Annotated in this window: 22 protein-coding genes; 8 read left to right on the plus strand and 14 right to left on the minus strand. The window is 61.0% G+C overall.

What is annotated here, in order from left to right:
* Positions 1–2 precede the first annotated feature (2 nt).
* From ACQKEK_RS08475 to ACQKEK_RS08490, 4 genes are all read left to right on the plus strand, one after another.
* Positions 3–977, plus strand: a complete 975-nt coding sequence (locus tag ACQKEK_RS08475) for a Bug family tripartite tricarboxylate transporter substrate binding protein (protein ID WP_499142032.1) — start codon at positions 3–5, stop codon at positions 975–977.
* A 61-nt stretch (positions 978–1,038) separates the two neighbouring features.
* Complete coding sequence (locus ACQKEK_RS08480) at positions 1,039–1,482, plus strand: tripartite tricarboxylate transporter TctB family protein (RefSeq protein WP_045423533.1); 444 nt, start codon at positions 1,039–1,041, stop codon at positions 1,480–1,482.
* A gap of 2 nt (positions 1,483–1,484) precedes the next feature.
* The gene (locus ACQKEK_RS08485; RefSeq protein WP_101152840.1) at positions 1,485–2,999 is read left to right on the plus strand and encodes a tripartite tricarboxylate transporter permease; all 1,515 of its coding nucleotides are present in this window, start codon (positions 1,485–1,487) and stop codon (positions 2,997–2,999) included.
* 1 nt (position 3,000) lies between these two features.
* Complete coding sequence (locus tag ACQKEK_RS08490) at positions 3,001–4,023, plus strand: AbrB family transcriptional regulator (RefSeq protein ID WP_499142247.1); 1,023 nt, start codon at positions 3,001–3,003, stop codon at positions 4,021–4,023.
* A gap of 75 nt (positions 4,024–4,098) precedes the next feature.
* On the opposite strand, the gene ACQKEK_RS08495 is transcribed toward ACQKEK_RS08490, so the two are convergent.
* The 4 genes from ACQKEK_RS08495 to ACQKEK_RS08510 form a co-directional block, all read right to left on the minus strand.
* The gene (locus ACQKEK_RS08495) at positions 4,099–5,328 is read right to left on the minus strand and encodes a nucleoside recognition domain-containing protein (RefSeq protein WP_499142035.1); all 1,230 of its coding nucleotides are present in this window, start codon (positions 5,326–5,328) and stop codon (positions 4,099–4,101) included.
* Between the two features lie 464 nt (positions 5,329–5,792).
* Positions 5,793–5,963, minus strand: a complete 171-nt coding sequence (locus ACQKEK_RS08500) for a DUF1328 domain-containing protein (protein ID WP_019341907.1) — start codon at positions 5,961–5,963, stop codon at positions 5,793–5,795.
* 71 nt (positions 5,964–6,034) lie between these two features.
* Entirely contained in the window at positions 6,035–6,271 is a 237-nt protein-coding gene (locus ACQKEK_RS08505) for a hypothetical protein (RefSeq protein ID WP_499142038.1), read from the minus strand.
* Between the two features lie 181 nt (positions 6,272–6,452).
* Complete coding sequence (locus tag ACQKEK_RS08510) at positions 6,453–6,896, minus strand: ferritin-like domain-containing protein (protein ID WP_128120458.1); 444 nt, start codon at positions 6,894–6,896, stop codon at positions 6,453–6,455.
* Between the two features lie 302 nt (positions 6,897–7,198).
* On the opposite strand from ACQKEK_RS08510, the gene algB reads away from it, so the two are divergent.
* From algB to ACQKEK_RS08525, 3 genes are read left to right on the plus strand one after another with little or no spacing between them, the layout of a single operon-like run.
* Positions 7,199–8,545, plus strand: a complete 1,347-nt coding sequence (gene algB, locus ACQKEK_RS08515) for a sigma-54-dependent response regulator transcription factor AlgB (protein ID WP_046161539.1) — start codon at positions 7,199–7,201, stop codon at positions 8,543–8,545.
* Positions 8,542–10,329 carry a KinB sensor domain-containing domain gene (locus tag ACQKEK_RS08520; protein ID WP_499142041.1) on the plus strand — a complete coding sequence of 596 codons (1,788 nt, stop codon included), beginning with the start codon at positions 8,542–8,544 and terminating at the stop codon, positions 10,327–10,329. Before algB ends, ACQKEK_RS08520 begins: the two co-directional genes overlap by 4 nt.
* 35 nt (positions 10,330–10,364) lie before the next feature.
* The gene (locus ACQKEK_RS08525; RefSeq protein WP_499142043.1) at positions 10,365–10,772 is read left to right on the plus strand and encodes a DUF1330 domain-containing protein; all 408 of its coding nucleotides are present in this window, start codon (positions 10,365–10,367) and stop codon (positions 10,770–10,772) included.
* 9 nt (positions 10,773–10,781) lie between these two features.
* Here the strand turns inward: ACQKEK_RS08525 and ACQKEK_RS08530 are convergent, their stop codons facing one another.
* The 5 genes from ACQKEK_RS08530 to ACQKEK_RS08550 all read right to left on the minus strand — a co-directional run bounded on the left by ACQKEK_RS08530 (position 10,782) and on the right by ACQKEK_RS08550 (position 15,885).
* The gene (locus tag ACQKEK_RS08530) at positions 10,782–11,558 is read right to left on the minus strand and encodes an N-acetylmuramoyl-L-alanine amidase (RefSeq protein WP_128120461.1); all 777 of its coding nucleotides are present in this window, start codon (positions 11,556–11,558) and stop codon (positions 10,782–10,784) included.
* Between the two features lie 150 nt (positions 11,559–11,708).
* Complete coding sequence (locus ACQKEK_RS08535; protein ID WP_499142045.1) at positions 11,709–13,565, minus strand: GGDEF domain-containing protein; 1,857 nt, start codon at positions 13,563–13,565, stop codon at positions 11,709–11,711.
* Positions 13,565–14,434 carry an endonuclease/exonuclease/phosphatase family protein gene (locus ACQKEK_RS08540; RefSeq protein WP_499142047.1) on the minus strand — a complete coding sequence of 290 codons (870 nt, stop codon included), beginning with the start codon at positions 14,432–14,434 and terminating at the stop codon, positions 13,565–13,567. The genes ACQKEK_RS08535 and ACQKEK_RS08540 overlap by 1 nt, the downstream gene beginning before the upstream one ends.
* A gap of 6 nt (positions 14,435–14,440) precedes the next feature.
* Complete coding sequence (locus tag ACQKEK_RS08545) at positions 14,441–15,070, minus strand: thiol:disulfide interchange protein DsbA/DsbL (RefSeq protein ID WP_128120464.1); 630 nt, start codon at positions 15,068–15,070, stop codon at positions 14,441–14,443.
* 182 nt (positions 15,071–15,252) lie between these two features.
* Positions 15,253–15,885, minus strand: coding sequence for a c-type cytochrome (locus tag ACQKEK_RS08550; RefSeq protein WP_128120465.1), 633 nt, complete (start codon positions 15,883–15,885; stop codon positions 15,253–15,255).
* A gap of 276 nt (positions 15,886–16,161) precedes the next feature.
* Between ACQKEK_RS08550 and yihA the strand changes: the two genes are divergently transcribed.
* Positions 16,162–16,824, plus strand: a complete 663-nt coding sequence (yihA, locus tag ACQKEK_RS08555) for a ribosome biogenesis GTP-binding protein YihA/YsxC (protein ID WP_045423509.1) — start codon at positions 16,162–16,164, stop codon at positions 16,822–16,824.
* Between the two features lie 57 nt (positions 16,825–16,881).
* On the opposite strand, the gene gcvP is transcribed toward yihA, so the two are convergent.
* The 5 genes from gcvP to ACQKEK_RS08580 form a co-directional block, all read right to left on the minus strand.
* Entirely contained in the window at positions 16,882–19,758 is a 2,877-nt protein-coding gene (gcvP, locus tag ACQKEK_RS08560; protein WP_499142050.1) for an aminomethyl-transferring glycine dehydrogenase, read from the minus strand.
* 106 nt (positions 19,759–19,864) lie between these two features.
* Complete coding sequence (gene gcvH / locus ACQKEK_RS08565; RefSeq protein WP_045423505.1) at positions 19,865–20,254, minus strand: glycine cleavage system protein GcvH; 390 nt, start codon at positions 20,252–20,254, stop codon at positions 19,865–19,867.
* 80 nt (positions 20,255–20,334) lie between these two features.
* Positions 20,335–21,417 carry a glycine cleavage system aminomethyltransferase GcvT gene (gene gcvT / locus ACQKEK_RS08570; RefSeq protein ID WP_499142052.1) on the minus strand — a complete coding sequence of 361 codons (1,083 nt, stop codon included), beginning with the start codon at positions 21,415–21,417 and terminating at the stop codon, positions 20,335–20,337.
* 137 nt (positions 21,418–21,554) lie between these two features.
* Entirely contained in the window at positions 21,555–23,171 is a 1,617-nt protein-coding gene (locus tag ACQKEK_RS08575; protein WP_499142054.1) for an ABC transporter permease, read from the minus strand.
* Between the two features lie 151 nt (positions 23,172–23,322).
* On the minus strand, positions 23,323–24,324 hold the full coding sequence (locus ACQKEK_RS08580; RefSeq protein WP_128120470.1) for an extracellular solute-binding protein: 1,002 nt from the start codon (positions 24,322–24,324) through the stop codon (positions 23,323–23,325).
* Between the last annotated feature and the right edge of the window lie 44 nt (positions 24,325–24,368).

The raw sequence follows: 24,368 nt of genomic DNA on the forward strand, positions 1-24,368 counted from the left end.
CCATGAAGACAGCAATCCGTCGTATCGCCCTGCTCTCGTCCTGCCTGGTCCTGTCCAGCCAGCTGTTCGCCGAGCCCAAGCGTCCCGAGTGCATCGCCCCGGCCAAGCCCGGCGGTGGCTTCGACCTGACCTGCAAGCTGGCCCAGAGCGGCCTGAAAGACGAAGGCCTGCTCGAATCGCCCATGCGCGTCACCTACATGCCTGGCGGAGTCGGCGCGGTGGCTTACAACGCTGTGATCGCTCAACGTGCCGACGACCCGGCGACCATTACCGCGTTTTCCAGCGGCTCGCTGTTGAATCTGGCGCAGGGCAAGTTCGGTCGCTATGACGAGAGCGACGTGCGCTGGTTGGCCGGCATCGGCACCGACTACGGCGCCATTTCGGTACGCGCCGATGCGCCCTACCAGAACCTGGACGACCTGATCGCCGCAGTGAAGAAAGACCCCGCCAGCGTTGTCTTTGGTGCGGGCGCCACCATTGGCGGGCAGGACTGGATGCAGACCGCGCTGATCGCCCGCGCCGCGGGCGTGGATCCGAAGAAACTGCGTTACGTCGCGTTCGAAGGCGGCGGCGAAACCCTCACCGCCATGCTTGGCGGGCACGTGCAAGTCACCAGCAGCGGCCTGGGCGAGGTCGCCCCGCAGCTCGAAGCCGGCAAGATCCGCATCCTCGCGGTGCTGTCCGATGATCGACTGCCGGGCAAGATGTCCGAGATCCCGACCGCCAAGGAACAGGGTTACGACATCAGCTGGCCGGTGATCCGCGGCTTCTACATGGGCCCGGAAGTCAGCGATGAAGACTTCAACTGGTGGAAGACCCAGTTCGACACGCTGCTGGCCGACGAGGACTTCGCCAAGCTGCGCGAGCAACGCGATCTGTTCCCGCTGTCGATGACAGGCGATGAGCTCACCGAGTTCGTCAACAAGCAGGTCGCCGACTACAAGGAACTCGCCGGCGAGTTCGGCCTGGTCAAGTAACACCCTGCCGGTAGCGGCTTCCCAAGGGCAGCCGCTACCCGCTCCTCCCGAGGTAACCACCATGTACGTTCGTGTCTTTGCCGCGGCCTGGCTGCTCGCCTGCGCCGGACTGGCGCTGCTCGCCTGGGGTTTCGAGGCGCCCTTCGCCTACGACCCGGTCGGCCCGCGCGCCTACCCGCTATTGCTGCTGTTCCTGATGGCTTGCGGCGCGCTCTGGCTGCTCTGCAAACCACACGGCGACCCAACGCCGCCGTTCGATTGGACCATGGCCCGGCGCGCCCTGTACTGCGTCCTGGTTCTGCTGGCGTACGCATTGCTGTTCGAGCAGCTTGGCTTCGTCATCACCACCGCGCTGGCCACCTTCGCCCTTGGCCTGCTGTTCAACGGGCGCTTGTTGCCAAGCCTGATCAGCGGCGTGCTGATGGGCGTGTTGCTCTTTGGCCTGTTCGACCTGTTGCTTGATGTGCCGCTGCCGCTTGGCGTGCTGCGCTTGCTGGAGAGCTGAAAATGGAAACCTTGAATTTCTTGTGGCAAGGCTTCGACGTCGCCACACGCCCCATGAACCTGCTCGTGGCGCTGTTCGGCGCCTTTGTTGGCACCGTTGTCGGGCTGCTGCCTGGGCTCGGCCCGATCAACGGCGTAGCCCTGCTGCTGCCTCTCGCCTTTGCGCTAGGCCTGCCGCCGGAGACCGCGCTGATCCTGCTGGCCGCTGTGTACCTGGGCTGCGAGTACGGTGGTCGGATCTCGGCGATTCTGCTCAACGTACCTGGCGACGCTGCAGCTGTGATGACCACCCTCGACGGCTATCCCCTGGCGCGCCAGGGCAAGGCGGGCATCGCCCTGTCGTTGTCGGCGGTCAGTTCGTTCATCGGCAGCATCATCGCTACCTGCGGTGTGGTGCTGTTCGCGCCGCTGCTGGCGAAATGGGCGGTGGCCTTCGGCCCGGCGGAATACTTCGTACTGATGATCTTCGCCATCGCCTGTCTGGGCGGCATGGTTGGCGACAAGCCGGTCAAAACCCTGATGGCGGCATTGATCGGCCTGGGTCTGGCAACCGTTGGCGTGGACTCCACGACCGGCGTCTACCGTTTCACCTTTGGCAGCGTGAGCCTGTCCGATGGCATTCAGTTCGTGATCGTGGTGATCGGTTTCTTCAGCGTCAGCGAAGTCTTGCTGATGCTGGAAAAGACCCACAGCGGCCAAAAGGCGGTCAAGGCCAGCGGACGCCTGCTGTTCAACTTCAAGGAGTTCTGCTTCACCTTCTGGACCATGGTGCGCAGCGCCCTGGCCGGCTTTGTTATCGGCACCCTGCCCGGTGCCGGCGCGACCATCGCCAGCGCCATGACCTACATGAGCGAAAAGCGCATGGCAGGCGACAGCGGCAAGTTCGGCGAGGGCGACCTGCGTGGTCTGGCCGCACCGGAAGCGGCTAACAACGCCTCCGCCTGCGGCTCGCTGATCCCGATGCTGACCTTGGGTGTGCCGGGCTCGGGCACTACCGCGGTGATGATCGGCGCACTGACGCTGTACAACATCACCCCCGGCCCGCTGCTGTTCGAGCAGCAGCCCGATGTGGTCTGGGGCCTGATCGCCTCGCTGTTCATCGGTAACGTCATCCTGCTGGTGATGAACATCCCGCTGGTCGGCCTGTTCTCGAAGATGCTCAGCGTGCCCAACTGGGTATTGGTCCCGGCCATCACCGCGATCAGCGTGGTCGGCGTGTACTCCGTGCACAGCACGACGTTCGACCTGGTGCTGATGGTGGGCCTTGGCGTGTTTGGATACCTGCTGCGCAAGCTGGAATTCCCGCTGTCGTCACTGATCCTCGGCTTCGTGCTTGGCGAGATGATGGAAGACAACCTGCGCCGTGCGCTGTCGATCTCGGCAGGCGATCTGGGCATCCTCTGGGGTAGCCCGATCACGCTGGTGCTCTGGGCGATGGCCGCGCTGATGCTGGCCATGCCGGGCCTACGCTGGTGGCGCCAGCGCCGTCGCGGCAAGCTGAACGAGGCGAATGCCTGAGATGCCACGCCAGTTGCCGGGATGGTGGGCGACGCCTCTGGTCGGCGCCCTCGGCGGCTGGCTGGCAAGCCTGGCGAACTGGCCGCTGCCGTGGATGGTCGGTTCGCTGCTGGCAGTCATTGCGGTTCGCTGCAGTGGCTGGCTGGTAAGGGAAGTCCCCCGGGGTCGGCAGGTCGGGCAATGGTTGATCGCCAGCGCCATCGGCCTGCATTTCACCAGCGAGGTCATGCAGCAGGTACTTCAGCACTTCGGCGTGATTCTCGCCGGTGCGCTATGCACGCTGCTGCTGAGCCTGATCGGCATCTTCATTCTCCTGCGCAGCGGCACGGACCGCGCCACGGCGTTCTTCTCCAGCATGCCGGGTGGCGCGAGCGAGATGGTCAACCTGGCCGGACGTCACGACGCGCAACCGGCTATGGTCGCCGCTGCTCATAGCATGCGACTGCTGCTGGTGGTGCTGATTATCCCCGCCCTGTTTACCTGGAGTTTGCCGCCTGTGGACGCCCCGCCACCGGCGCCGGTGAGCTGGCCTTGGTTGGCGGTGTTGTTGCCGGCGGGCGGGCTGCTGGCATTGCTGTGGAAGCGGCTCGGCCAACCCAACCCCTGGATGCTGGGCCCGCTCACGGTCTGTGCCGTTGCCAGCGCCGCTTTCGATCTGCATCTGGGTATGCCTGAGGGCATCGGTCAGTTCGGCCAATGGCTGATCGGCTGCTCGCTGGGCTGTCATTTCGATCGGCCGTTCTTCCGCAGCGCACCGCGATTCATGCTGCGCATCCTGCTGTTCACGGTGCTGGCGATGCTCGCCGCAGCCGGCCTTGCCGAGATCCTGGGTTGGGCCGCCACACTGAACCAGACCTCGCTGATGCTGGGGATGATGCCGGGAGGCATCACCGAGCTGTGCCTGACGGCAGAAGCGCTGCAGCTTTCGGTGGCACTGGTGACCGCGCTACAGGTGCTAAGACTGTTTATGGTGATGTTTCTGGCTGAGCCGCTATTCAGGTTTTGGCAACGAGCCACGCTTTAACCCGCCCACTGGCGGGTTCTTTTTTTGCGCCTGCGTCTTGCTGGCGGTCTGGGCGAGACCATGCGAATTACCGATTCAGCCAAAGAACCAATAGCAAACCAGAATCGCCGCAACGATTCCCGCTGCATCCGCCGCCAGAGCGCAGCCCACCGCATGCCGCGCCCGCTGGATGCCCACCGCACCGAAGTAAACGGCCAATACATAGAAGGTCGTCTCGGTGCTGCCCTGCACTGTCGCCGCAACCAATGCTGGAAAGCTGTCGACACCCTGGCTCTGCATCGTCTCGATGAGCATGGCGCGCGCGGCACTGCCGGAAAACGGCTTGACCAGCGCGGTGGGTAGCGCATCGACGAAGCGGGTGTCCCAGCCCAGCGCGTCTACCAGCCAGCGAATGCCGTCCAAACCGAAATCCAGCGCGCCAGATGCCCGAAATACACCGATCGCGCAAAGCATGGCGATCAGATACGGCAGCAAGCTCTTGGCGACGTCGAATCCTTCCTGGGCACCTTCGACGAAGCTTTCATAGACCGGAACCTTGCGCAGCGCCCCAATGACCAGAAAGGCAATGATCAGGCCGAACAGCGTGAGATTGCCGAGCAACGACGAAAGAGAAGAAAGTGCAGTGGCCGATAGCCCTGCGAGCAACGCCATGAAACCACCCAGCAGCAGCGCACCGGGTATCAGGTAGGCAAGGACCACCGGGTCCCACAGGCGCAGACGCTGCACCAGCGCCACGGCGAGCAGTCCCGCCAGCGACGAAGCGCTGGTCGCCAGCAGTATCGGCAAAAAGACCAGCGTGGGGTCCTCTGCGCCTTGCTGCACGCGATACATGAAAATGGTCACCGGCAGCAGAGTCAGGCCTGAAGTGTTGAGCACCAGGAAAAGGATTTGAGCGTTACTGGCGATGTGAGGCGTGGGGTTGAGCTCCTGCAATGCCCGCATCGCCTTCAAGCCGATCGGCGTAGCAGCATTGTCGAGGCCCAGCCCATTGGCAGCGAAGTTGAGCGTGATAAGCCCTAATGCAGGGTGCCCGGCGGGCACTTCAGGCATTAACCGACTGAACAGCGGACCCAGCAGGCGCGCTAGCTGTTCGATCAGGCCTGCCTTTTCGGCGATACGCAAAAACCCGAGCCAGAGTGTCAGCGTACCGAACAGCACGATCATGATTTCCACGGCCAGCTTGGCCATGGCGAATAGACTCTCGACCAGTGCGGCGAACACAGCCGGATCGTCGCCGAGCAACCAGCGCGCCAGCGCCGCAACTGCAGCGATCAGAAAAAAGCCCAGCCAGAGGCCGTTGAGCATGGGGTTCTCCAACGAATGACTGCGGGCGATGATAGCGGTGCGGCTGGAGAACGGCCATGAACCAAACAGGGCGAAGCTATAGAAGGTGCAGCGAATCTGACTGGGGCGCTGCACTAGATCGTGCAGTAACCGCTATTGCCAGCGGCCGGTACGCCAATGGGAGGGCGAGATTCGCGCTAGGGGTGGCCTGCTGTGGAGAAATCGCAAGCCGAAGGTAGCATCCCACCTTCGGTTGCCTTTCGCCGAGCCCGGTCCATGTCGGAGGCACTCCCTGTACCCCTAGGTCGCTCCGTTAAGAGCGTCCCGACCCCTTGGCTCCCCCGCTGTAGGGGCTGATGGGTAATCACCAGAAGGATGATTGACCTCAGTACCAGCACTTCGCTTTAGCGAAGGCTTTGAAAAAAGGCATCCAGCCACTGTTACTTCCCTAATATTGCAGCCGCTCTGATGAGCGGCGTTCCGCATCAGGCTCGTGGGCCGCGGCCTCGTCCGAAAATCAGCGAAGCAACAAACAACACCAGGAATACTACGAACAGGATCTTGGCGATACCTGTTGCAGTGCCCGCGATACCACCGAAGCCCAGTACTGCAGCGATGATGGCAATGATCAGAAACGTAATAGCCCAACTCAGCATGGTGTAACTCCTCTTCGGTTCAGGACATCTTCAGCGGACCGATCCGCAAGGATCGGGTCGCCTATCTCCAACTAGAAAACCCAACGTTGTTCCGACCGCTCCCGCAAATAATCAATTGTCTGCTGGGCAGGTCCGGTTTGCACAATCCCTACAGGTTGAGCGTCGTACATGCGGATTCGTTCCGCTGACTCATGCTGTGTCTGGCTGAGCGGTTCCGACATTGGCTGTTCGGCTCCGATGATCAACGTGACCACAGCGGCGGTAAGAAAACCTTTTCCAACCAGTAGGAAACGTGCTTGACGATTCATCCTCAACTCCTTCTAAGCATGCGGGGCATGTCTGTCTTAGCGGTTATGTTGCAGGGCTCGTGCCATCCGTTAGACTTCCTATTAATCCTTTAATTTCAACAACTTAGATTCACCAAACATCGCTGCGCCAATTTATATTGCACGATGCCCATGCATGGCGCCGGGCGATTTGCACGACGGACTAATCCCTGCGGTTCCTGTCGCTGTGATTGAGGGTATGAATGCGCTCATGACAGGCACGTATTTTCGGCAGCTCAATGGCTAGCAATGCCTTCACATCAGGGTCAGCTGTTTTCAGTGCATCCTCGAAGGCCGCCAGGATGCGCTCTTCGGTCTGGTCAAGCTGGTCGATGTAAACCGCGTCGCTGTCGCCGAGCCTCGCCTTGGTGTCGGCATACATCTCGCGCAGCTTGCCTGCGGTAGTGCCGCCTTGTGCGGGTTGCTGCTGGTTGGCCGCAACCTTTACCGACAGCGCTTGGATGATATGCGTCTTGGCTTGCGCCATATCGCGGAACAGATGCTGCAATTCGACGTCTTTCACCTCGTCAATCGCGTGCTGATAGAAATGCTGACCGTCGCGGGTGATCTCGATGAGCTCGTTGAGTTGGGTCATGTTCTGGTTCATGGGACCTCCAAATACAGATTGCGATGCGCCTCGACCGCTGTCGACCACGCGCGTGCCGGTAACCACCGCAAGCCCCATGCCAGCGCCAAAAACCTCCCGGCGCCTTTATAATCAACAGCTTGCATCGCCGTTGCGCTTGAAGCGCGATTGCAGTCTGCAGGAAAGACCTGTGTATACCGTGCAACTTGCAAGGCTTTGCGTAGACTAAAGCAGGCGCTGAACTACCGCGCGCCACTGCAGCACACAGGTTCCACCCCAACGACTCGCCAAACATTCACCGCTTTTGCCTGACTGGAGCATTCATGGACCAAACGACCGACACCGGCGGCCGCATCCTACTGGTGGACGACGAGGCAGCGATCCTGCGCACGTTCCGCTACTGCCTCGAGGACCGCGGTTATACGGTGGTCACGGCGGCCAGCGCTTCACAGGCCGAAGCGATCCTACAGCGGCAGGTGTTCGATCTGTGCTTTCTGGACCTGCGCCTCGGTGAAGACAACGGTCTCGATGTTCTGCAGCAGATGCGCGTACTTGCGCCGTGGATGCGTGTAGTAATCGTCACCGCCCATTCGGCGGTAGACACCGCGGTGGACGCGATGCAAGCGGGCGCTGCGGATTACCTGGTCAAGCCATGCAGCCCCGAGCAGCTGCGCCTGTCGGCCGCCAAGCAGCTGGAAGTCCGTCAGATGGCGGCGCGCCTAGAAGCCCTGGAAGGCGAGGTGCAAAAACGCAGCGATGCGCTGGGCTCGTACAGCCCGGCGATGATGAGCGTGCTCGAGACCGCCCGCCAAGTGGCCGATACCGACGCGAACATCCTCATCCTCGGTGAGTCAGGCACGGGCAAAGGCGAGCTGGCGCGTGCAATTCACAACTGGAGCCGACGCTCTAAAAAAGCCTTCATCACCATCAACTGTCCGTCGCTGTCGGCTGATCTGATGGAAAGCGAGCTATTCGGACACAATCGTGGCGCTTTCACCGGGGCTACCGAAAGCACCCTGGGGCGCGTCAATCAAGCTGACGGCGGCACGCTGTTTCTCGACGAAATCGGCGACTTTCCCCTCGCTTTGCAGCCGAAACTGCTGCGTTTCATCCAAGACAAGGAATACGAGCGCGTCGGAGACCCGGTCACCCGAAGGGCCGACGTACGCATTCTCGCCGCCACCAATTTGAATCTCGAGGAAATGGTCCGCGAAGGGCGTTTCCGTGAAGACCTGCTCTACCGTCTGAATGTCATCACCCTGAACCTTCCGCCCATGCGCGAGCGCCCGGAAGATGTGCTGACCCTCGCCGAACGCTTCCTGGCGTTCTTCGTAAAAAGCTATGGCCGACCAGCGCGCGGCTTCAGCGACAACGCGGTTGCCGCGCTGAAGGCCTATCGCTGGCCAGGCAACGTCCGTGAATTGCGCAACGTGGTCGAGCGCGCCAGCATCATCTGCCCGCAGGACATGATCGAAGTCAGCCATCTTGGCCTGGCCGATCAGGCCGTCAGCAACGCCCCACGGATCGGTGAGCCGCTCAGTCTGGAAGCGCTGGAAAAAGCACATATCTCGGGCGTATTGAGCACCAGCGACACACTTGAGCAAGCCGCCCGAATTCTAGGCATCGACGCATCGACGCTTTATCGAAAACGTAAGCAATACGGCCTATGAAAATCCAGATGAAGCTGAGAACCCGGCTGTTCCTGGGTTTCTCGGCATTGATGACGGTGGCCTTGCTTGGGCTACTGCTGGCGCTGGTCAGCGTCGTGCAAATGGCGAAGAGCCAGGAAAATCTCATTCGCGATAACTTCGGTGTCATCGAGGTCAACCAGCAGCTGCGCCAGGCGCTGGGAAACCAGCTACTGCTGCTAGTCCGCGAAGAGCGCGACGTTGAAGCCCTGAACGAATATCGAGAAGTCTTTCTGGGCGCTCTGGCGCGAGGCATGGCGGACGCCAACGACGAGCAGGACCGCAAGGCTTATGAAGCCATCGGCGACGCCTATACTCGCTTTGCCGTGGAGCTGGAAACACCCTCCAACCTGAACGCGACACTGCTCGAGGATAATCCCCTCAGTCAATCCTTCAACCGCGTTCGCGAGTTGATGGTGGACATGCAACAGTCCGCCTACAACCAGATTCGTGACACCGAGATTCGCAGCCGCGAACGGGCACAATTGCTCGCCGGGCTGCTCGGGTTGACCGGTATTGCGGTGCTGCTGATCGGCTTCGTCACCGCACACAGCTTCGCCCGGCGCTTCGGTGACCCCATCGAGCAACTGTCCAGCGTGGCTGACCAGATCGGCCGCGGCGACTTCAATATCAACCTGCCCACCTCACCCATCGCTGAGCTGTCTTCGCTGATTCGTCGCTTCGGTCTGATGGCGCAGGCCCTGCACCAGTTCAAGCAAACCAATGTCGAAGCGCTGGTCGATGGCCAGCAACGGCTGCAGGCATTGCTCGACAGCATCGATGACGGCCTGCTGATCATCGACCGCCAGGGCCGTCTGGAACATGCCAACCCGGTCGCGCAACGCCAATTGGCCTGGGAGACAGAGCATCTGGGGTCGACGCTTGGCCAAGCCCTCGGCTATCCGGAGCTGGACGAGGCTGCTCAGCAAGTGCTGGCCGATACGCCGCTATCCGGGCCGCCGGAAGATCTGGTGATCGAGGCCGACGGCGAGCGCCGCCTGTTGTCATGGCGCATGAGCCCAGTGAACCATCACGACGGCCGCATCAGCGGCGCGGTGATGGTGCTTCACGACGTGACCGACCAGCGAACTTTCGAACGGGTGCGCAACGAGTTCGTGTTGCGTGCGTCGCATGAGCTGCGCACTCCTGTGACAGGCATGCAAATGGCCTTCAGCCTGCTGCGCGAACGAACGCACTATCCGGACAATAGCCGCGAAGCCGACCTGTTCACCACCGTGCATGAAGAGATGCAGCGTTTGGTCACGCTGATTAACGATCTACTGAACTTCTCGCGCTACCAGAGCGGTCAGCAAAAACTCGAACGCGTGCCGTGCGACCCGGCGGCGCTCCTCGAGCAAGCACGGCAGCGTTTCCAGGCGAGTGCTGCGCAGAACCATATCGAAATCAAGCTTGAACTACAGACGCCACTGCCAAGCCTGTTGCTGGACCAGCAGCAGATGGACCGAACGCTCGACAACCTGCTCAGCAATGCACTGCGGCACACACCTGACGGCGGTGAAATCCGCCTACTGGCGCGGCATCACGGCGAACGGGTCATTCTCAGTGTCGAGGACAATGGCGAGGGCATCCCCTATAGCCAGCAAGCGCGCATCTTCGAACCCTTCGTGCAAATTGGGCGTCGCCGCGGTGGCGCCGGACTGGGCCTTGCCTTATGCAAAGAGATCGCTCAGCTGCATGGTGGTCGTATCGGCGTGCATTCGCGGATCGGTCACGGCACCATCTTCTATATCGCCCTGCCCATCTAAGCCAGGCAGCGCGGGAAGAATAAAAAGGAGCCGCCATGCCCAGCCTCAATCCCAGCCAGGACCAACTGAAGCGCTTCGCCGATCAGATGCCTGCCGGCGAGCCGATCCTCATGCTCAACTTGCTGCGCTTTAACGATCAAGCCGTCTATCCTGCCGAGAGCGGTCACCCGCGTTGTTCCGGCAGGGAAGCCTATGCAGTCTACAGCCGCACCGCCATCAAGAAGGTACGCTCAGCCGGTGGCGACGTGGAGATCATGGCCAACGCCCGCGTCGCGCTAATTGCGCCGGAGCAGGAACATTGGGACGAGGTGCTGCTGGTGCGCTACCCCTCGCCTGAAGCCTTTCTGGCAATGCTGGCGGACCCGGAATACCGCGCCGCCACGATTCACCGCACCGCGGCACTCGCCGACTCGAGGCTGATCGGCTGTAACCCGCGCAGCTGAGCCGAAGCCTCAGCCTGCTGCGTTCAGCACCGCGAGCAGCGCTGCGGTTTCAGCGTCCGGTTCGCCATCGAAGCGTGCCGGGCGATATTTCATCTGGAACGCCGCAATGACGTTTCGGGTTTCCAGATCGAGATAGCCGTGCTCGGGCACCTTGTATCCCTGCTCCGCCAACTGCGCTTGAAACCAGGCCACATCCGGTATTGCCGTCGCAAACAGGCTGCGCTGGCGCGCTACGGCTTGGGCGTCAGGCCAGGGCACCAGACCGGCGTCCGCCAGCCGCTTCCAGGGAAACAGCGGGCCCGGGTCGACCTTGCGCTGCGGGGCAATGTCACTGTGCCCGATGATCGCGCCAGGCTTCAGACCGCGGCGCTGCATGATGTCCTTGAGCAGCACGATCAGAGCGTCAATCTGCTCATCGGAGTAGGGATACCAGAGACGCCCCTCGGCGCTTTCGATATAACCGCGGTTAACCAGCTCGATGCCAATGGAGCTGGAGTTAAGCCAGGTACGTCCGTTCCATTGGCTTTCGCCAGCGTGCCAGGCACGACGATCTTCATCGACCAGACGGTAGATGGTCGCGGGCGCTTCGCCGATTAGGTAGTGGCTGCTGACGCCGTCGCCCTTGAGAATGTCGAGCGAACGCTGCAGGTCACTTGAGGTGTAATGCAGAACGATAAACTGCGCCCGACTGTCCTGCCCCAGCGATGTATGACGGGTATCGATACGCGGACCGCTGGCGCAGCCGGCGAGCAACAGGCCAAACAAGGCGAGGATCAAACTTTTCATACGCGGCCTCTGGTCTACAGCGTGATGACGCGGACTTGGGACATTCGATCGGACCGAGCAGCGGCCCGCAGAGAAACGCCGAAGAGAGTCGGCGCCAGAGCATAGAAGGCAATTGTACCGGGGTGACCCCTGGACTCCCAGCGCGGTCGGTCAGTCCGCTTCGATACGGTTGCGACCGGAATCCTTCGCCCGGTATAGGGCTCGGTCGGCGCGCTCGAACACCTGCTCGGCTCGATCGGATGCAGCGAAGCTTGCAAGCCCCCCTGACAGGGTCACCTGGATACGAGCGCCCTTGAAGTGAAAAGGACAGCTCTCGATACCTGTACGCAGGTTATCGAGCAGCTTAAGCCCTGCCGCGGCGGGCGTCTCGGGCAGCAACAGCGCGAATTCTTCGCCACCGAAACGGGCGATAAAATCGGTCTTGCGCAGCCGCTTGCGCAGTTCGTTGGCAATGATCTTGAGCACTCGATCACCAGCCAGATGGCCGAAACTGTCGTTGATACGCTTGAAGTGATCGACGTCCAGAACCGCGAGCAGCAGCTGACCACCGTAGCGTTGCTGACGTGCGACCTCGAGCTCCAGGCGCTCATCCCAGGCGGCTCGGTTAGGCAAGCTGGTAAGCGGATCCTGCAGAGCCTTCTGCCGCTGCTCTTCGAGATGCTCGCGCATCCCCGTTGCCGCCTGCTCAAGGCTTGCCACCCGCTCGACCAAAGTGCTTAGGCGATCGCTCAAGGCCTGTTCATGGTCGCTACGCTGACGCTGATACGCATCGACGGTTTCGAGCAACCCATCCAACCGAGCCTGAACAGTCTGCTTCAGGCTCGGCAGGTCCTTGGCGCCGAGCATGCTGTCTTGCAGACCACCGACTTGCTGGCGCAGCTCTTCGTCAAGCGCCTGTGCGGTTTCCTTGCTCTGCACGTGCCCTTCGCGGGCCGCGCCGAGGCTGTCCTGCATGGTGGCCAGACGGTCGTTGAGCAGACTCAGGTAGAGTTCGAATTCTCGCTGCCCTTGATCAGCCACGGCCAGCATCAACTGAGCCAGGTCATCAAGCACCGGCACGAGTTCATACCAATTCAGCCCTTGCTGAATCCGTTCGCGCATAGCCTGCACCTGCACCTGCTGGTGTTCTGGCAGGCGCAGATTCTCAAGAAGACCGAGCAGTGTCGATTCGACACGCTCGGCAATGGCACTGTAGGCCTGCTCCGGCGAAGGCGGTAACTGATACGGATCGGCCGACTGGCTCTCCGGCGTCAATTCTGGTGGTGTCACGTTGGCTGTCGCATCGCTATGCGGCGTCGCGATGTCGATCAAAGGCCGCGGCGCTTCCGCCGCCTGAAAGCCAGAATCCGGAGCGGACGACCCTTGCAATGGTTCAGGCGTTTCGGCCTGTTCAAAAAGCGGCTGGCCTGGCAGCGATTGCACCGGGTCAGCCGTAATCAATGGCAGATCGTTGTCGGGCTTTGCCAAGGCCTCAATGTTGCTGTCGCGCTGACCGAACAAACGGCCAAGCAATCCCACCGAATTGGAGGCGCCGGACGGTCGCTGAGCCTCCAGGGCCTGGCTCTGTAACTCACCTAGCTCGCTCAACAGCATGGGCAGCTCGCGCGATTGGGCCGCTCGCTTAGCAAGCTGCCGTGAAAACTGCTTCAACGGCTTGCGGATTTCGTTGGGTAGCCGCAGCTCGAGCAATTGCGAGGCCAGTTGGTCGAGCGCCTCGGTCAATCGCTCGAGGCGCTCCTGTTTAGTGCGCTCAGTGTCGAGGACCGCGCGCTCGAGCCGCGGGACCAGCGCACCCAGACGGTCATCCTGCACATCGTCGCGCAGCACATCACGTAGCTCACGCATGCAGCGCTCAACCGCCGGATCGGCATCGTCCACCGCAAAACTGCTGCGCACCAGACTGCGCCGCAGCAGATCCAGCCGCGTATTCCAGCGCCCTTCGAGCTGCTCCTGCTGTTCCAACTGATGCAGGTATTTGTCTTTCCAGCGTTGCGCGTCGTCGCTCATCAGGTCCTATCCGTAGGTACAGGCAGTGCGTCAGCATCGTGCAGCGCGTCAGGTAGGCGGATCTCCACCGCGACCGGTAGGTGGTCTGAAGTTGCCTGGGCCAGTACATCGACGCGCTCGAGCGTCAGGCTGGGGCTCAGCAGAATGTGGTCTAGGCAGCGTTGCGGACGCCAGCTGGGAAACGTCGCCTCGATTTGCGGTGCTTGCAGGCCAAGATCACGCAGGGGTGAGTGCTCCAGCAGATCGCTGGCATGGGTATTCATGTCGCCCATCAGAATCTGATGGCGGTAGCCACTTATCAGGTCGCGGATATACGCCAGTTGGCGAGTGCGTGCGCCACCGCCTAGAGCCAGATGCATCACCACCACGACAAGGGCGTTCTCACCCTGACCAAAGCGGAGCAGAATCGCGCCGCGGCCGGATGGTCCTGGCAACGGATGGTCTTCCAGCCCCTGCGGTTCCAGTCGACTCAGCACGCCGTTGCTGTGCTGAGCGAAGCGTCCCAGGTTGCGGTTGAGCTGCTGGTACCAGTACGGAAAAGCCCCCAGCTGCGCAAGATGCTCGACTTGATTGACATAGCCCGATCGCATACTGCCGCCGTCGGCTTCTTGCAGCGCCACGAGATCGTAGTTGGCGAGCAAGTCGCCGATTCGCTGTAAATTCCGTGCGCGTCCGGTGTGTGGCAGCAAGTGCTGCCAGCTACGGGTGAGGTAATGGTGATAGCGCTCGGTGCTGATCCCCACCTGAATGTTGAAACTCAGCAGACGCAACCGGCCGTTACAGGGCAGGCCGCTGGAATCCAGGCAAAGGGGATTGACCCGCGCCTGGCCGGGGCCGGCCAGGCGTGGTGAGCTCCAGCGACGAAGCACCTGTGCTTACCGGGCCGCGCGTTCTTTTTCGATGAGGAAGTCAGCAACTTCCAGTGCCCGCTCCGGGCCACCAGCGGAGCCGATGTCGAAACGGTACTTTCCGTTGACGATCATCACCGGAACGCCAGTGATCTGATAGGCCATCGCCAACTTCTTCGCCTGCTCGGCACGGCTCTTCACGCCAAAGGAGTTATAAGCCTTGAGGAAAGCTTGCTTGTCGACACCCTGCCCCTCGAGGAGCTCCGCCATCTTTTCCGGCGTGTCGAGCTTGTTACCGTCTCGATGATAAGCGTTGAACACGGCGTCATGGACTTTCTGCTCGACCCCCATGGACTCCAGCGCGAGGAACATCTGCCCGTGCGTGTTCCAGACGCCACCAAACATCGCCGGGATGCGCTTGAAATCGACATCGTCAGGCAGTTGCTTGATCCATGGATTGATCACCGGCTCGAACTGGTAGCAATGCGGGCAGCCATACCAGAACAGCTCGACCACCTCGATCTTGTCCGGCTCGGCAACCGGTACCGGATTCTTCAGCTCGACGTATTCCTTTCCTGCTTGGAAATCTGCCGCATTGGCTGAAAAGCCGAACAGACTGGCGGTAACGAGAAGGGCACTGAGGACGAGTTTACGCATAATGACTCCCTTGTAATGAACGGCTAACCGATAGCGCCACAGGCTGCAGCAATTCATGTTTGCTCGCCAGCGCTTTCCGCCGCTTTTCAATATCTTGACAATCATTATAGCGAGGCCGAAAACAAAAAAAGGCGTTCAGGCTCATGCCCTGAACGCCCCTTTTAGGCTGATCGGGAAAACGATCAGTGCAGGCCTTGGATGTAGCTCGACAGTGCCTGGATATCTTTGTTGCTCAACTTCGAGGCGATGGTGCGCATGATGGCCGCATCGCCGTCATTGGTGCGATCGCCTTCACGGAAATCGGTGAGCTGCTTGGCCGTATAGGCTGCGTGCTGACCGCCCAGACGTGGGAAACGCGCCAGGTTGTTGCCTACGCCGTCCGGTGCATGACAACCAGAGCAAGCCGGCATGCCCTGTTCCAGCTTGCCACCGCGGAAAAGCTGCTCACCCTGAGCGACCAGAGCTGGGTCGGCCGTGCCGATGGTCATCTTCTGGCTGGCGAAATAGGCGGCCATGTCCTGGAGGTCCTGATCGCTGTAGGGATCGAGAATACCGGTCATTTCCAGCACCTTGCGACCGACGCCCGGCTCCGCCGTGGGACTGCTGCCTACCTTGATATCCTGCAGCTGCTTGAACAGATAGTTCGGGCCCTGGCCTGCGAGTTTCGGGAAGTTCGGTGCGGCACTGTTTCCGTCGGCACCGTGGCAAGCACCACAGACGGCGACCTTTTCTTTTCCTGCTTCTGCATTTCCAGCCGCGTGGGCGATACCGGTGATGCCAAGGGTCAACAGCAGACTCACGAGTACTTTGTTCATCAGCTCATCCAACTACGGCTAAGGGTTTAAAGAAATCTTATTCGGCAGTCCGACCGCTTAGGGCCATGGCGACGCTCGTTATATACAGGGTGACGTCTAACCTGGCGCTTGAGCAACGCCTTGCTCGCTTCCGGTCGGTCGCCGCAAGCGGCAGCAGAGCGGCTACTCGGCCTCGTTTTCAGACCAAAGCGCACACAAAATCTGCGGCATTATATACTGGCGCTCCTGAAACGGAAATGAACCATTGCCGCACCCCGCGCACTCACCGGAAAGCCCATGCTCCCAAAAAACCCGATTCTAGGCCTCTGCCAGCAAGCCACGTTCATGACCAGTGCCGCCAAGGTCGATCAATGCCCGGCTGACGAGGGCCTGGAAGTCGCTTTCGCCGGCCGCTCGAACGCGGGCAAGTCCAGTGCGCTGAACACGCTCACCCATGCCAGTCTCGCCCGCACGTCGAAGACACCCGGGCGCACCCAACTGCTGAACTTCTTCAGCCTCGATGAACACCATCGCCTGGTCGATCTTCCCGGCTACGGCTATGCAAAAGTACCGATTCCCCTGAAGCAGCATTGGCAGCGTCATTTGGAAGCCTACCTGAGCAGCCGCGAGAGTCTCGCTGGGGTGTTCTTGATGATGGACATCCGCCATCCGCTGACCGAATTCGACCGCATGATGCTCGACTGGTCCAACGCCAGCGAGATGCCGCTACACATCTTGCTGACCAAGTCAGACAAGCTTGCCTTCGGCGCAGCCAAAAACGCGTTGCTGGCGATACAGCGTGACATCCGCAAGGGGTGGGGAGACGGTGTCAGCGTCCAACTGTTCTCGGCGCCGAAGCGGCAGGGTGTGGAAGAAGCCCAGCTGGTGCTGGCGCAACTGCTGGGGATGATTGGCGAAGATAGCGATGAGGCTCTCGACGAGCCTTCGCAAGAGGGCTGAATTTTCGGTAGAGACTCCGCCCGGTCTCACTCAAGGATCAGAACGGGCGGAACAGCACTACTCGCGGTAATCCTCGACCGGCACGCAGGCACAGAACAGGTTGCGGTCACCAAATACGTTATCCACCCGGTTCACCGCGGGCCAATATTTGTGCGCTTGGGTATGTGCGCTCGGCGTCACGCCTTCGGCGATGCTGTATGGACGATCCCACAGGTTGGTGACGTCGGCCAGTGTATGCGGAGCGCGTACCAGCGGGTTGTCCTCGGCAGGCCATCCGCCGCTTTCCACCCTGTCGATCTCAGCACGAATGCTCAGCATCGCTTCGACGAAACGATCTAGCTCGGCTTTCGACTCGCTCTCGGTAGGCTCGATCATCAACGTGCCGGGCACCGGGAAAGACATGGTCGGCGCGTGAAAGCCGTAATCGATCAGCCGCTTGGCGACGTCCTCCTCGGTGATGCCAGTCTGCGCCTTGAGCGGCCGCAGATCGATGATGCATTCGTGTGCTACACGACCGTTACGCCCGCTGTAGAGGACCGGAAAGGCCTCGCCAAGACGCATCGCCAGGTAGTTAGCACTGAGAATCGCAACCTCGGTGGCGTCGCGCAGCTGCGGTCCCATCATGGCGATGTACATCCAGCTGATCGGCAGGATACTGGCGCTTCCCCAAGGCGCGGCGCTAATCGCACCGTTTTCCGGATTCGGGCCTTGCAGCTCGATCACTGGATGGTTGGCAACGAAAGGCTGCAGGTGCGCCTTGATACCGATCGGCCCCATACCTGGGCCGCCACCGCCATGCGGGATGCAGAACGTTTTATGCAAGTTCATGTGCGAAACGTCTGCGCCGATATCGGCTGGACGCGCCAGCCCGACCTGAGCGTTGAGGTTGGCGCCGTCCATGTACACCTGGCCGCCCTGCGCATGAATCGCTTCGCAGATCTCCCGAACGCCTTCTTCGTAGACACCATGGGTCGACGGATAGGTGATCATCAGACAGGACAACTTATCCCCCGCCTCGGCCGCCTTGCGCTTGAGGTCCTGGAGATCGACGTTCCCCGCCTTGTCGCAATCGACGATCACCACACGCATGCTGACCATCTGCGCTGACGCTGGGTTGGTGCCGTGGGCCGAAGATGGAATCAGGCAGATGTCACGCTGGCCCTCGCCGCGGCTCTCGTGATATTTGCGGATCGCGACCAGGCCGGCGTATTCGCCCTGGGCGCCGGAGTTGGGTTGCATCGAGATCGCGTCGAAGCCAGTGATCGCACAGAGCCAAGCTTCCAGTTCATCGATCATGAGCTTGTAGCCTTGAGCCTGCTCCTGCGGTGCGAACGGATGCAGGTTGGCGAACTCCGGCCATGTAATCGGGATCATTTCGCTAGTCGCGTTCAGCTTCATGGTGCAGGAACCGAGCGGGATCATCGCCTGGTTCAATGCCAGATCCTTATTCTCCAGCTGCTTAAGGTAACGCAGCATCTCGGTTTCGCTGTGGTGGGTGTTGAACACCGGGTGAGTCAGATAAGCGCTGCTGCGCTGCAGTTCGTTCGGGATGCCGCTGACGATTTCACCCGCGTCCAGCGTCGTGATGCTCAGTCCGTGATCGGCACCGAGGAACACCGCCAGTAGCTCTTCCACGGTCTGCTCGTTACAGGTCTCGTCGAGGCTGACACCTAGCTTGCCCCGACCGAGGATGCGCAGATTGATCCGCGCCGCGCGAGCACTTTCGAGAATCGCCGTCTGTGCGCCGCCCACCTCAAGCGTCAGCGTGTCGAAGAAATACTGGTTGGTGCGCTTGATGCCTTTCATTTCCAGCGCGCTGGCCAGGATCGAGGTCAGCCGATGGGTGCGCTGAGCGATGCGCTTGAGCCCGTCTGGACCGTGGTAGACGGCATAACAGCTGGCGATGTTGGCTAGAAGCACCTGCGCGGTACAGATGTTGGAATTGGCCTTCTCGCGACGGATATGCTGTTCGCGCGTTTGCAGCGCCATGCGCAGCGCCGTGTTGCCGCGCGCATCCTTGGAAACGCCGATAATACGGCCGGGCATGGCGCGCTTGAAGGCGTCGCGGGTAGCGAAATAGGCGGCGTGGGGACCACCGTAGCCCATCGGTACGCCAAATCGCTGGGTTGAACCGAGCACCACATCCGCGCCAAGTTCGCCAGGCGGCGTCAGCAGCAGCAGGCTGAGCAGGTCTGCCGCGACGCAGGCCAGGGCTTGCTTGGCGTGGAGCGCCTCGATCGCCGGTCGCAGATCGCGAATCTCGCCATGAGTGTCGGGGTATTGAAGCAGCGCACCGAAGACTTCCTGCCCAACGATATCCTCAAGCGCACCGACCACCAGTTCAAAGCCAAAGGCTTCGGCACGCGTCTGCACCACTGAGAGCGTCTGCGGATGACAGTTTTCATCGACGAAGAAGCAGTTGCTCTTGCTCTTGGCCATTCGCCTCGCCAGGGTCATGGCTTCCGCTGCGGCTGTGGCTTCGTCGAGTAGCGAGGCGTTGGCCAGATCGAGTCCGGTGAGGTCGATGGTCAGTTGCTGGAAATTCAGCAGCGCCTCCAGACGACCTTGGGCAATCTCCGGTTGATAAGGCGTGTAAGCGGTATACCAGCCGGGGTTTTCCAAGACGTTGCGCAAAATTACGGGCGGCGTGATGGTGCCGTGGTAGCCCATTCCGATCAGGCTGGTCCAGAGCTGGTTCTGTTCCGCGTAGCCTCGCAAACGCGCCAGTGCTTCCTGCTCATCCAGGGCGGCCGGCAGCGCCAGGTCACCTTGCAGGCGAATCGCCGGCGGCACGGTCTGCTTGACCAACTCTTCACGGCTGGACAAGCCGAGCGCATCGAGCATGGCCTGTTGTTCACTCGCATCAGGGCCAAGATGGCGACGCAAAAAGGCGTCAGGTTGCTGGAGCTGGGAAAGGCGCGGCACTTGAGACATCACTGCTTCTCTCGAAAAAGGAAAGCCCCGATACACGGGCTGCTATGAAAATCGGCTTCGCTCGGTTTTCACACGCCTGCATGACGGGGCTTTTGGATTTGAACGCTTAGGCTTCGGCGTCGCAGGAGGCCTTGTAACCCTCTGCGTCGAGCAGCTTCTCCAGTTGCGAGGCATCGCTCGGCTGAATCCGGAAGAACCAGCTGCCATAGGGCTCGCTGTTGACGTTTTCCGGCGAATCGGTGAGTTGCTCGTTGATCGAGACCACCTCCCCGGAAATTGGCGCGTAAATGTCCGAAGCGGCCTTTACCGACTCCACCACACCCGCTTGTTGCCCTGCAGTCAGCTGCTGGCCGATCTCCGGCAGCTCCACATACACCACATCGCCCAGCGCTTCCTGGGCATGGTCAGAGATACCGACGCTAACACTACCGTCGGCTTCGAGACGGGCCCACTCGTGGCTCGCGGCGTATCGCAGATCGCTGGGGATGTCGCTCATTCGTAGGTCCTCAAAAAAGCTGTCGGTTGCGGGCACGAAGCAGGCTCTGCGGCCCGTTGCAAAATTGCAGTTGGCCGAATTTACACCAGTACTTTGCCGTGACGCACGAAAGTCGGCTGCACCACGCGCACGGGATACCACTTGCCACGGATTTCTACTTCGGCACGATCAGCCGTCCCGGCCGGAACACGCGCAAGCGCGATGGCTTTGCCAAGCGTAGGCGAAAAACTACCGCTGGTGATCTCTCCTTCGCCCATGCCGTTGACGCGCACGATCTGATGGGCTCGCAGCACGCCACGCTCCTCGAGCACCAGCCCTACCAGTTTCGGCAGATCAGTTTTTGTCTTCTGTGCCTCGAGCGCGCTGCGGCCAATGAAATCACGCTCGACCGGCTGCCACGCCACGGTCCAGCCCATATTGGCCTGCAGCGGCGAGACATCCTCGGTCATATCCTGGCCGTAGAGATTCAGGCCCGCCTCGAGGCGCAAGGTGTCACGCGCACCCAGCCCGATCGGCGGGATGCCGGCGCCGACCAGCTCGCTGAGGAAATCAGGAGCCTGCTCGGCCGGCAGGATAATTTCCAGACCGTCCTCACCGGTATAGCCGGTGCGACCAATGAACCAATCCCCTGCGGCACGGCCGTTGAACGGCTTGAGTTCGTGGATCAATGCCGCTCGAGCCTGACTGACCAATTCAGCGGTGCGCGCCCGCGCATGGGGGCCCTGGACGGCCAGCATCGCCAGCTCGGGCCGCTCGGTCACTTCAACCGTAAACCCCTCAGCCTGCGCCTGCATCCACGCCAGATCCTTGTCGCGGGTGCTGGCGTTGACCACAAGCCGATAACCCTCTTCGGCGAGATAAACGATGAGGTCGTCCACGACGCCGCCACGCTCGTTGAGCATGGCCGTATAGAGTGCTTTGCCGACCTGCCCGAGACGATCTACGTCGTTGGCCAGCAGGCGCTGCAGATAGGCCTTCGCATCCGCCCCCCGGACGTCCACCACCGTCATGTGGGAGACGTCGAACACCCCGCAATCGCGGCGCACCTGATGATGTTCTTCTACCTGGGAGCCGTAATGCAGCGGCATGTCCCAGCCGCCGAAATCGACCATCTTGGCGCCGAGTGCGAGGTGCTGATCGTAGAGGGGAGTACGCTGACCCATGGGTTTCTCCTTCCGGGCAGGTCGCCGAAGCGGCGTGGGTAGAGCTTATTAGAGCCGGGCAATAGGCCCGACGATTTTTGGATGGCGCGCATTGTAGCCTCAAGGTCGTGACAGGTCACTGCGAGGCGATGGAGCGCTCAGCCGACTCGCCGGGCTGAGCGACGGATCAGCAAGATGACCGGCAACAGCCCGACCAGCACCAACGTCAGCGCAGGCAGCGCAGCACGCGCCCACTCGCCTTCGCTGGTCATCTCGAAGATCCTCACCGACAGCGTGTCCCAGCCGAACGGTCTCATAAGGAGCGTGGCAGGCATTTCTTTCAGTACATCGACGAACACCAACAAGGCGGCACTCAGCGTTCCAGGCAACAACAACGGCAGGTAGACCCGGAAGAACAGTGCCGGCCCGCCCACGCCAAGACTGCGCGAGGCCTGCGGCAGAGAAGGCCGAATCCGCGCCAGCGCGCTTTCCAGCGGCCCGAACGCCACCGCCATGAACCGAATCAGGTAAGCCAGGAGCAAAGCGCCGAGGCTTCCCAACAGGATCGGTTTGCCTGCGCCGCCGAGCCAGCCGGACAGCGGCACGACCAATTCGCGGTCGAGGTAGCTGAACGCAAGCATGATCGACACGGCCAGCACCGACCCCGGCAGCGCGTAACCGAGATTCGCCAACCCAACTGCCATCTTTATCGGACGCAGCGGTGCCTGGCGTCGGGCGAAAGCCAGCAATAGCGCCACAGTCACTGTGATCAGCGCCGCCAGGCCGCCCAGATAAAGGGTATGCAGGATCAAGCCGGTATAACGCTCATCGAGATCGAAGCGCCCACGCTGCCAGAGCCAGGCCAGCAACTGCAGTACGGGTATGACGAAGGCACAAAGAAACACCAGGCCACACCAACTACTGGCGGCCAGGGCCTTGACGCCACGAAGCCGATAAAGCACCGCCGAGCGCGCCCGATCATTCGCGGGCCGGGCTGCCCCTCGCGCACGGCGCTCGCCATAGAGCACCAGCATCACGGCCAACAACAACAAGCTGGCCAGCTGAGTGGCACTGGTGAGACTGAAGAACCCATACCAGGTCTTGTATATCGCGGTGGTAAAGGTATCGAAATTGAAAACCGCCACGGCGCCGAAATCGGCAAGTGTTTCCATCAATGCCAAAGCCAGCCCGGCACCGATTGCCGGTCGCGCCATTGGTAACGCGACGGTCCAGAACGCTTTCCAGGGCGACTTGCCTAGAACCCTCGCGGCCTCCATCAGCCCTTTGCCTTGAGCAATGAAGGCTGAGCGAGCAAGCAGATAGACATAAGGATAGAAAACCAGCACCAGCACGGTGATGACACCGCCGGTGGACCGGACCCGAGGAAAGCGCACCCCACTGCCGAACCACTCCCGAGCCAGTGTCTGCACCGGCCCGGCGAAATCGAGCAGCCCGATGAACACGAACGCCAGCACATAGGCGGGAATGGCAAAAGGCAGCATCAGCGCCCAATCCAGCCAGCGCCGCCCCGGGAACTCACACAACGAAGTCAACCAGGCCAGGCTGACCCCGAGCACGGTCACACCCACCGAAACACCTAGAACCAGCGTTAACGTATTGCCCAGCAAACGCGGCAGCTGGGTCTGCCAAAGATGTGACCAGATGCTGGTGTCGATATCGCTCCAACTGAACAGCAGGACGCTCAGCGGCAGCAATACCAGCGCGGCGACTGCGAAAGTGATGGGATACCAGCGGCTCTCGACGGGGTGGGACACGCAAGCCTCAAAAGCAGAAAAGACGACGCCCCCGGCATGCGGGGGCGTCGATTATAGCCGTAGCTGCAAACTGCAAACTGCAAACTGCAAACCAGGCATTCAGATATGAACGGAGCCTGGCTGGCCGCCTAGGCGTCCAGCCGATCACTGCTTATCGCCAACCAGCGCGGTCCATCAGCATGATCGCTTCAGCCTGGCGCTTGCCGGCAACTTCGACCGGGATAGTGTCAGCCTTGAAATCACCCCAAGCAGAGACCTCAGCCGAAGATTTCACCTCGGGATTCGCCGGAAACTCCATGTTGATATCGGCAAAGATGCTTTGCGCTTCGGGGGTTGTCATCCACTCGACCAGCTTGCGTGCAGCCTCGGGGTGCGGCGCATGCTTGGTCAGGCCGATGCCCGACAGGTTGACGTGCACACCGCGACCGTCCTGATTCGGCCAGAAAAGCTTGGCTTTCAGATCCGGGTTTTGCGCATGCAAGCGGCCGTAGTAGTAGGTGTTGACGATACCTACATCACACTGACCGGCATCGATTGCCTGGACCAACGCGGTGTCATCGGCGAACACGTCTGTCGCAAGGTTATTGACCCAACCCTTGATGATTTCTTCGGTCTTCTCGGCACCGTGGGTTTCGATCAGGGTAGCGGTCAGGGACTGGTTATAAACCTTCTTGCTGGTCCGCAGGCACAGACGGCCTTCCCAATTCTTGTCGGCCAGGGCTTCGTAGGTCGTCAGCTCACCCTCTTCCACACGCTCGGGTGAATAAACGATGGTCCGCGCCCGCAGCGACAAACCCGTCCAGCCATCAGTTGAGGAGCGGTACTGCGAAGGGATGTTGTCATTAACTACCGCCGAGTTCAGCGGCTGCAGGATGCCCATTTGCTCGGCCTGCCAGAGGTTGCCACCATCTACCGTCAAGAGCAGATCCGCCGGCGTGTTTTCGCCTTCGGCCTTGATGCGGGCCATCAGCGGAGCTTCTTTGTCCGTTATGAACTTGACGTCGACGCCAGTCTTGGCCGTGTAGGCATCGAAAACCGGCTTGATCAGCTCATCGATCCGCGAAGAGTAGACCACTACTTCTTCGGCAGCCTGTACAGCACTCGACAGCGCGGTGAGCGCGAGAACGGCGAGTAAACCTTTGCGTGCCTGCATGGATCAGCCTCTTATGATTTGTTAAAGAAGCTGAATAGTAGTGA

Source organism: Pseudomonas sp. NPDC077408, assembly GCF_050269105.1.
GTDB lineage: Bacteria > Pseudomonadota > Gammaproteobacteria > Pseudomonadales > Pseudomonadaceae > Stutzerimonas.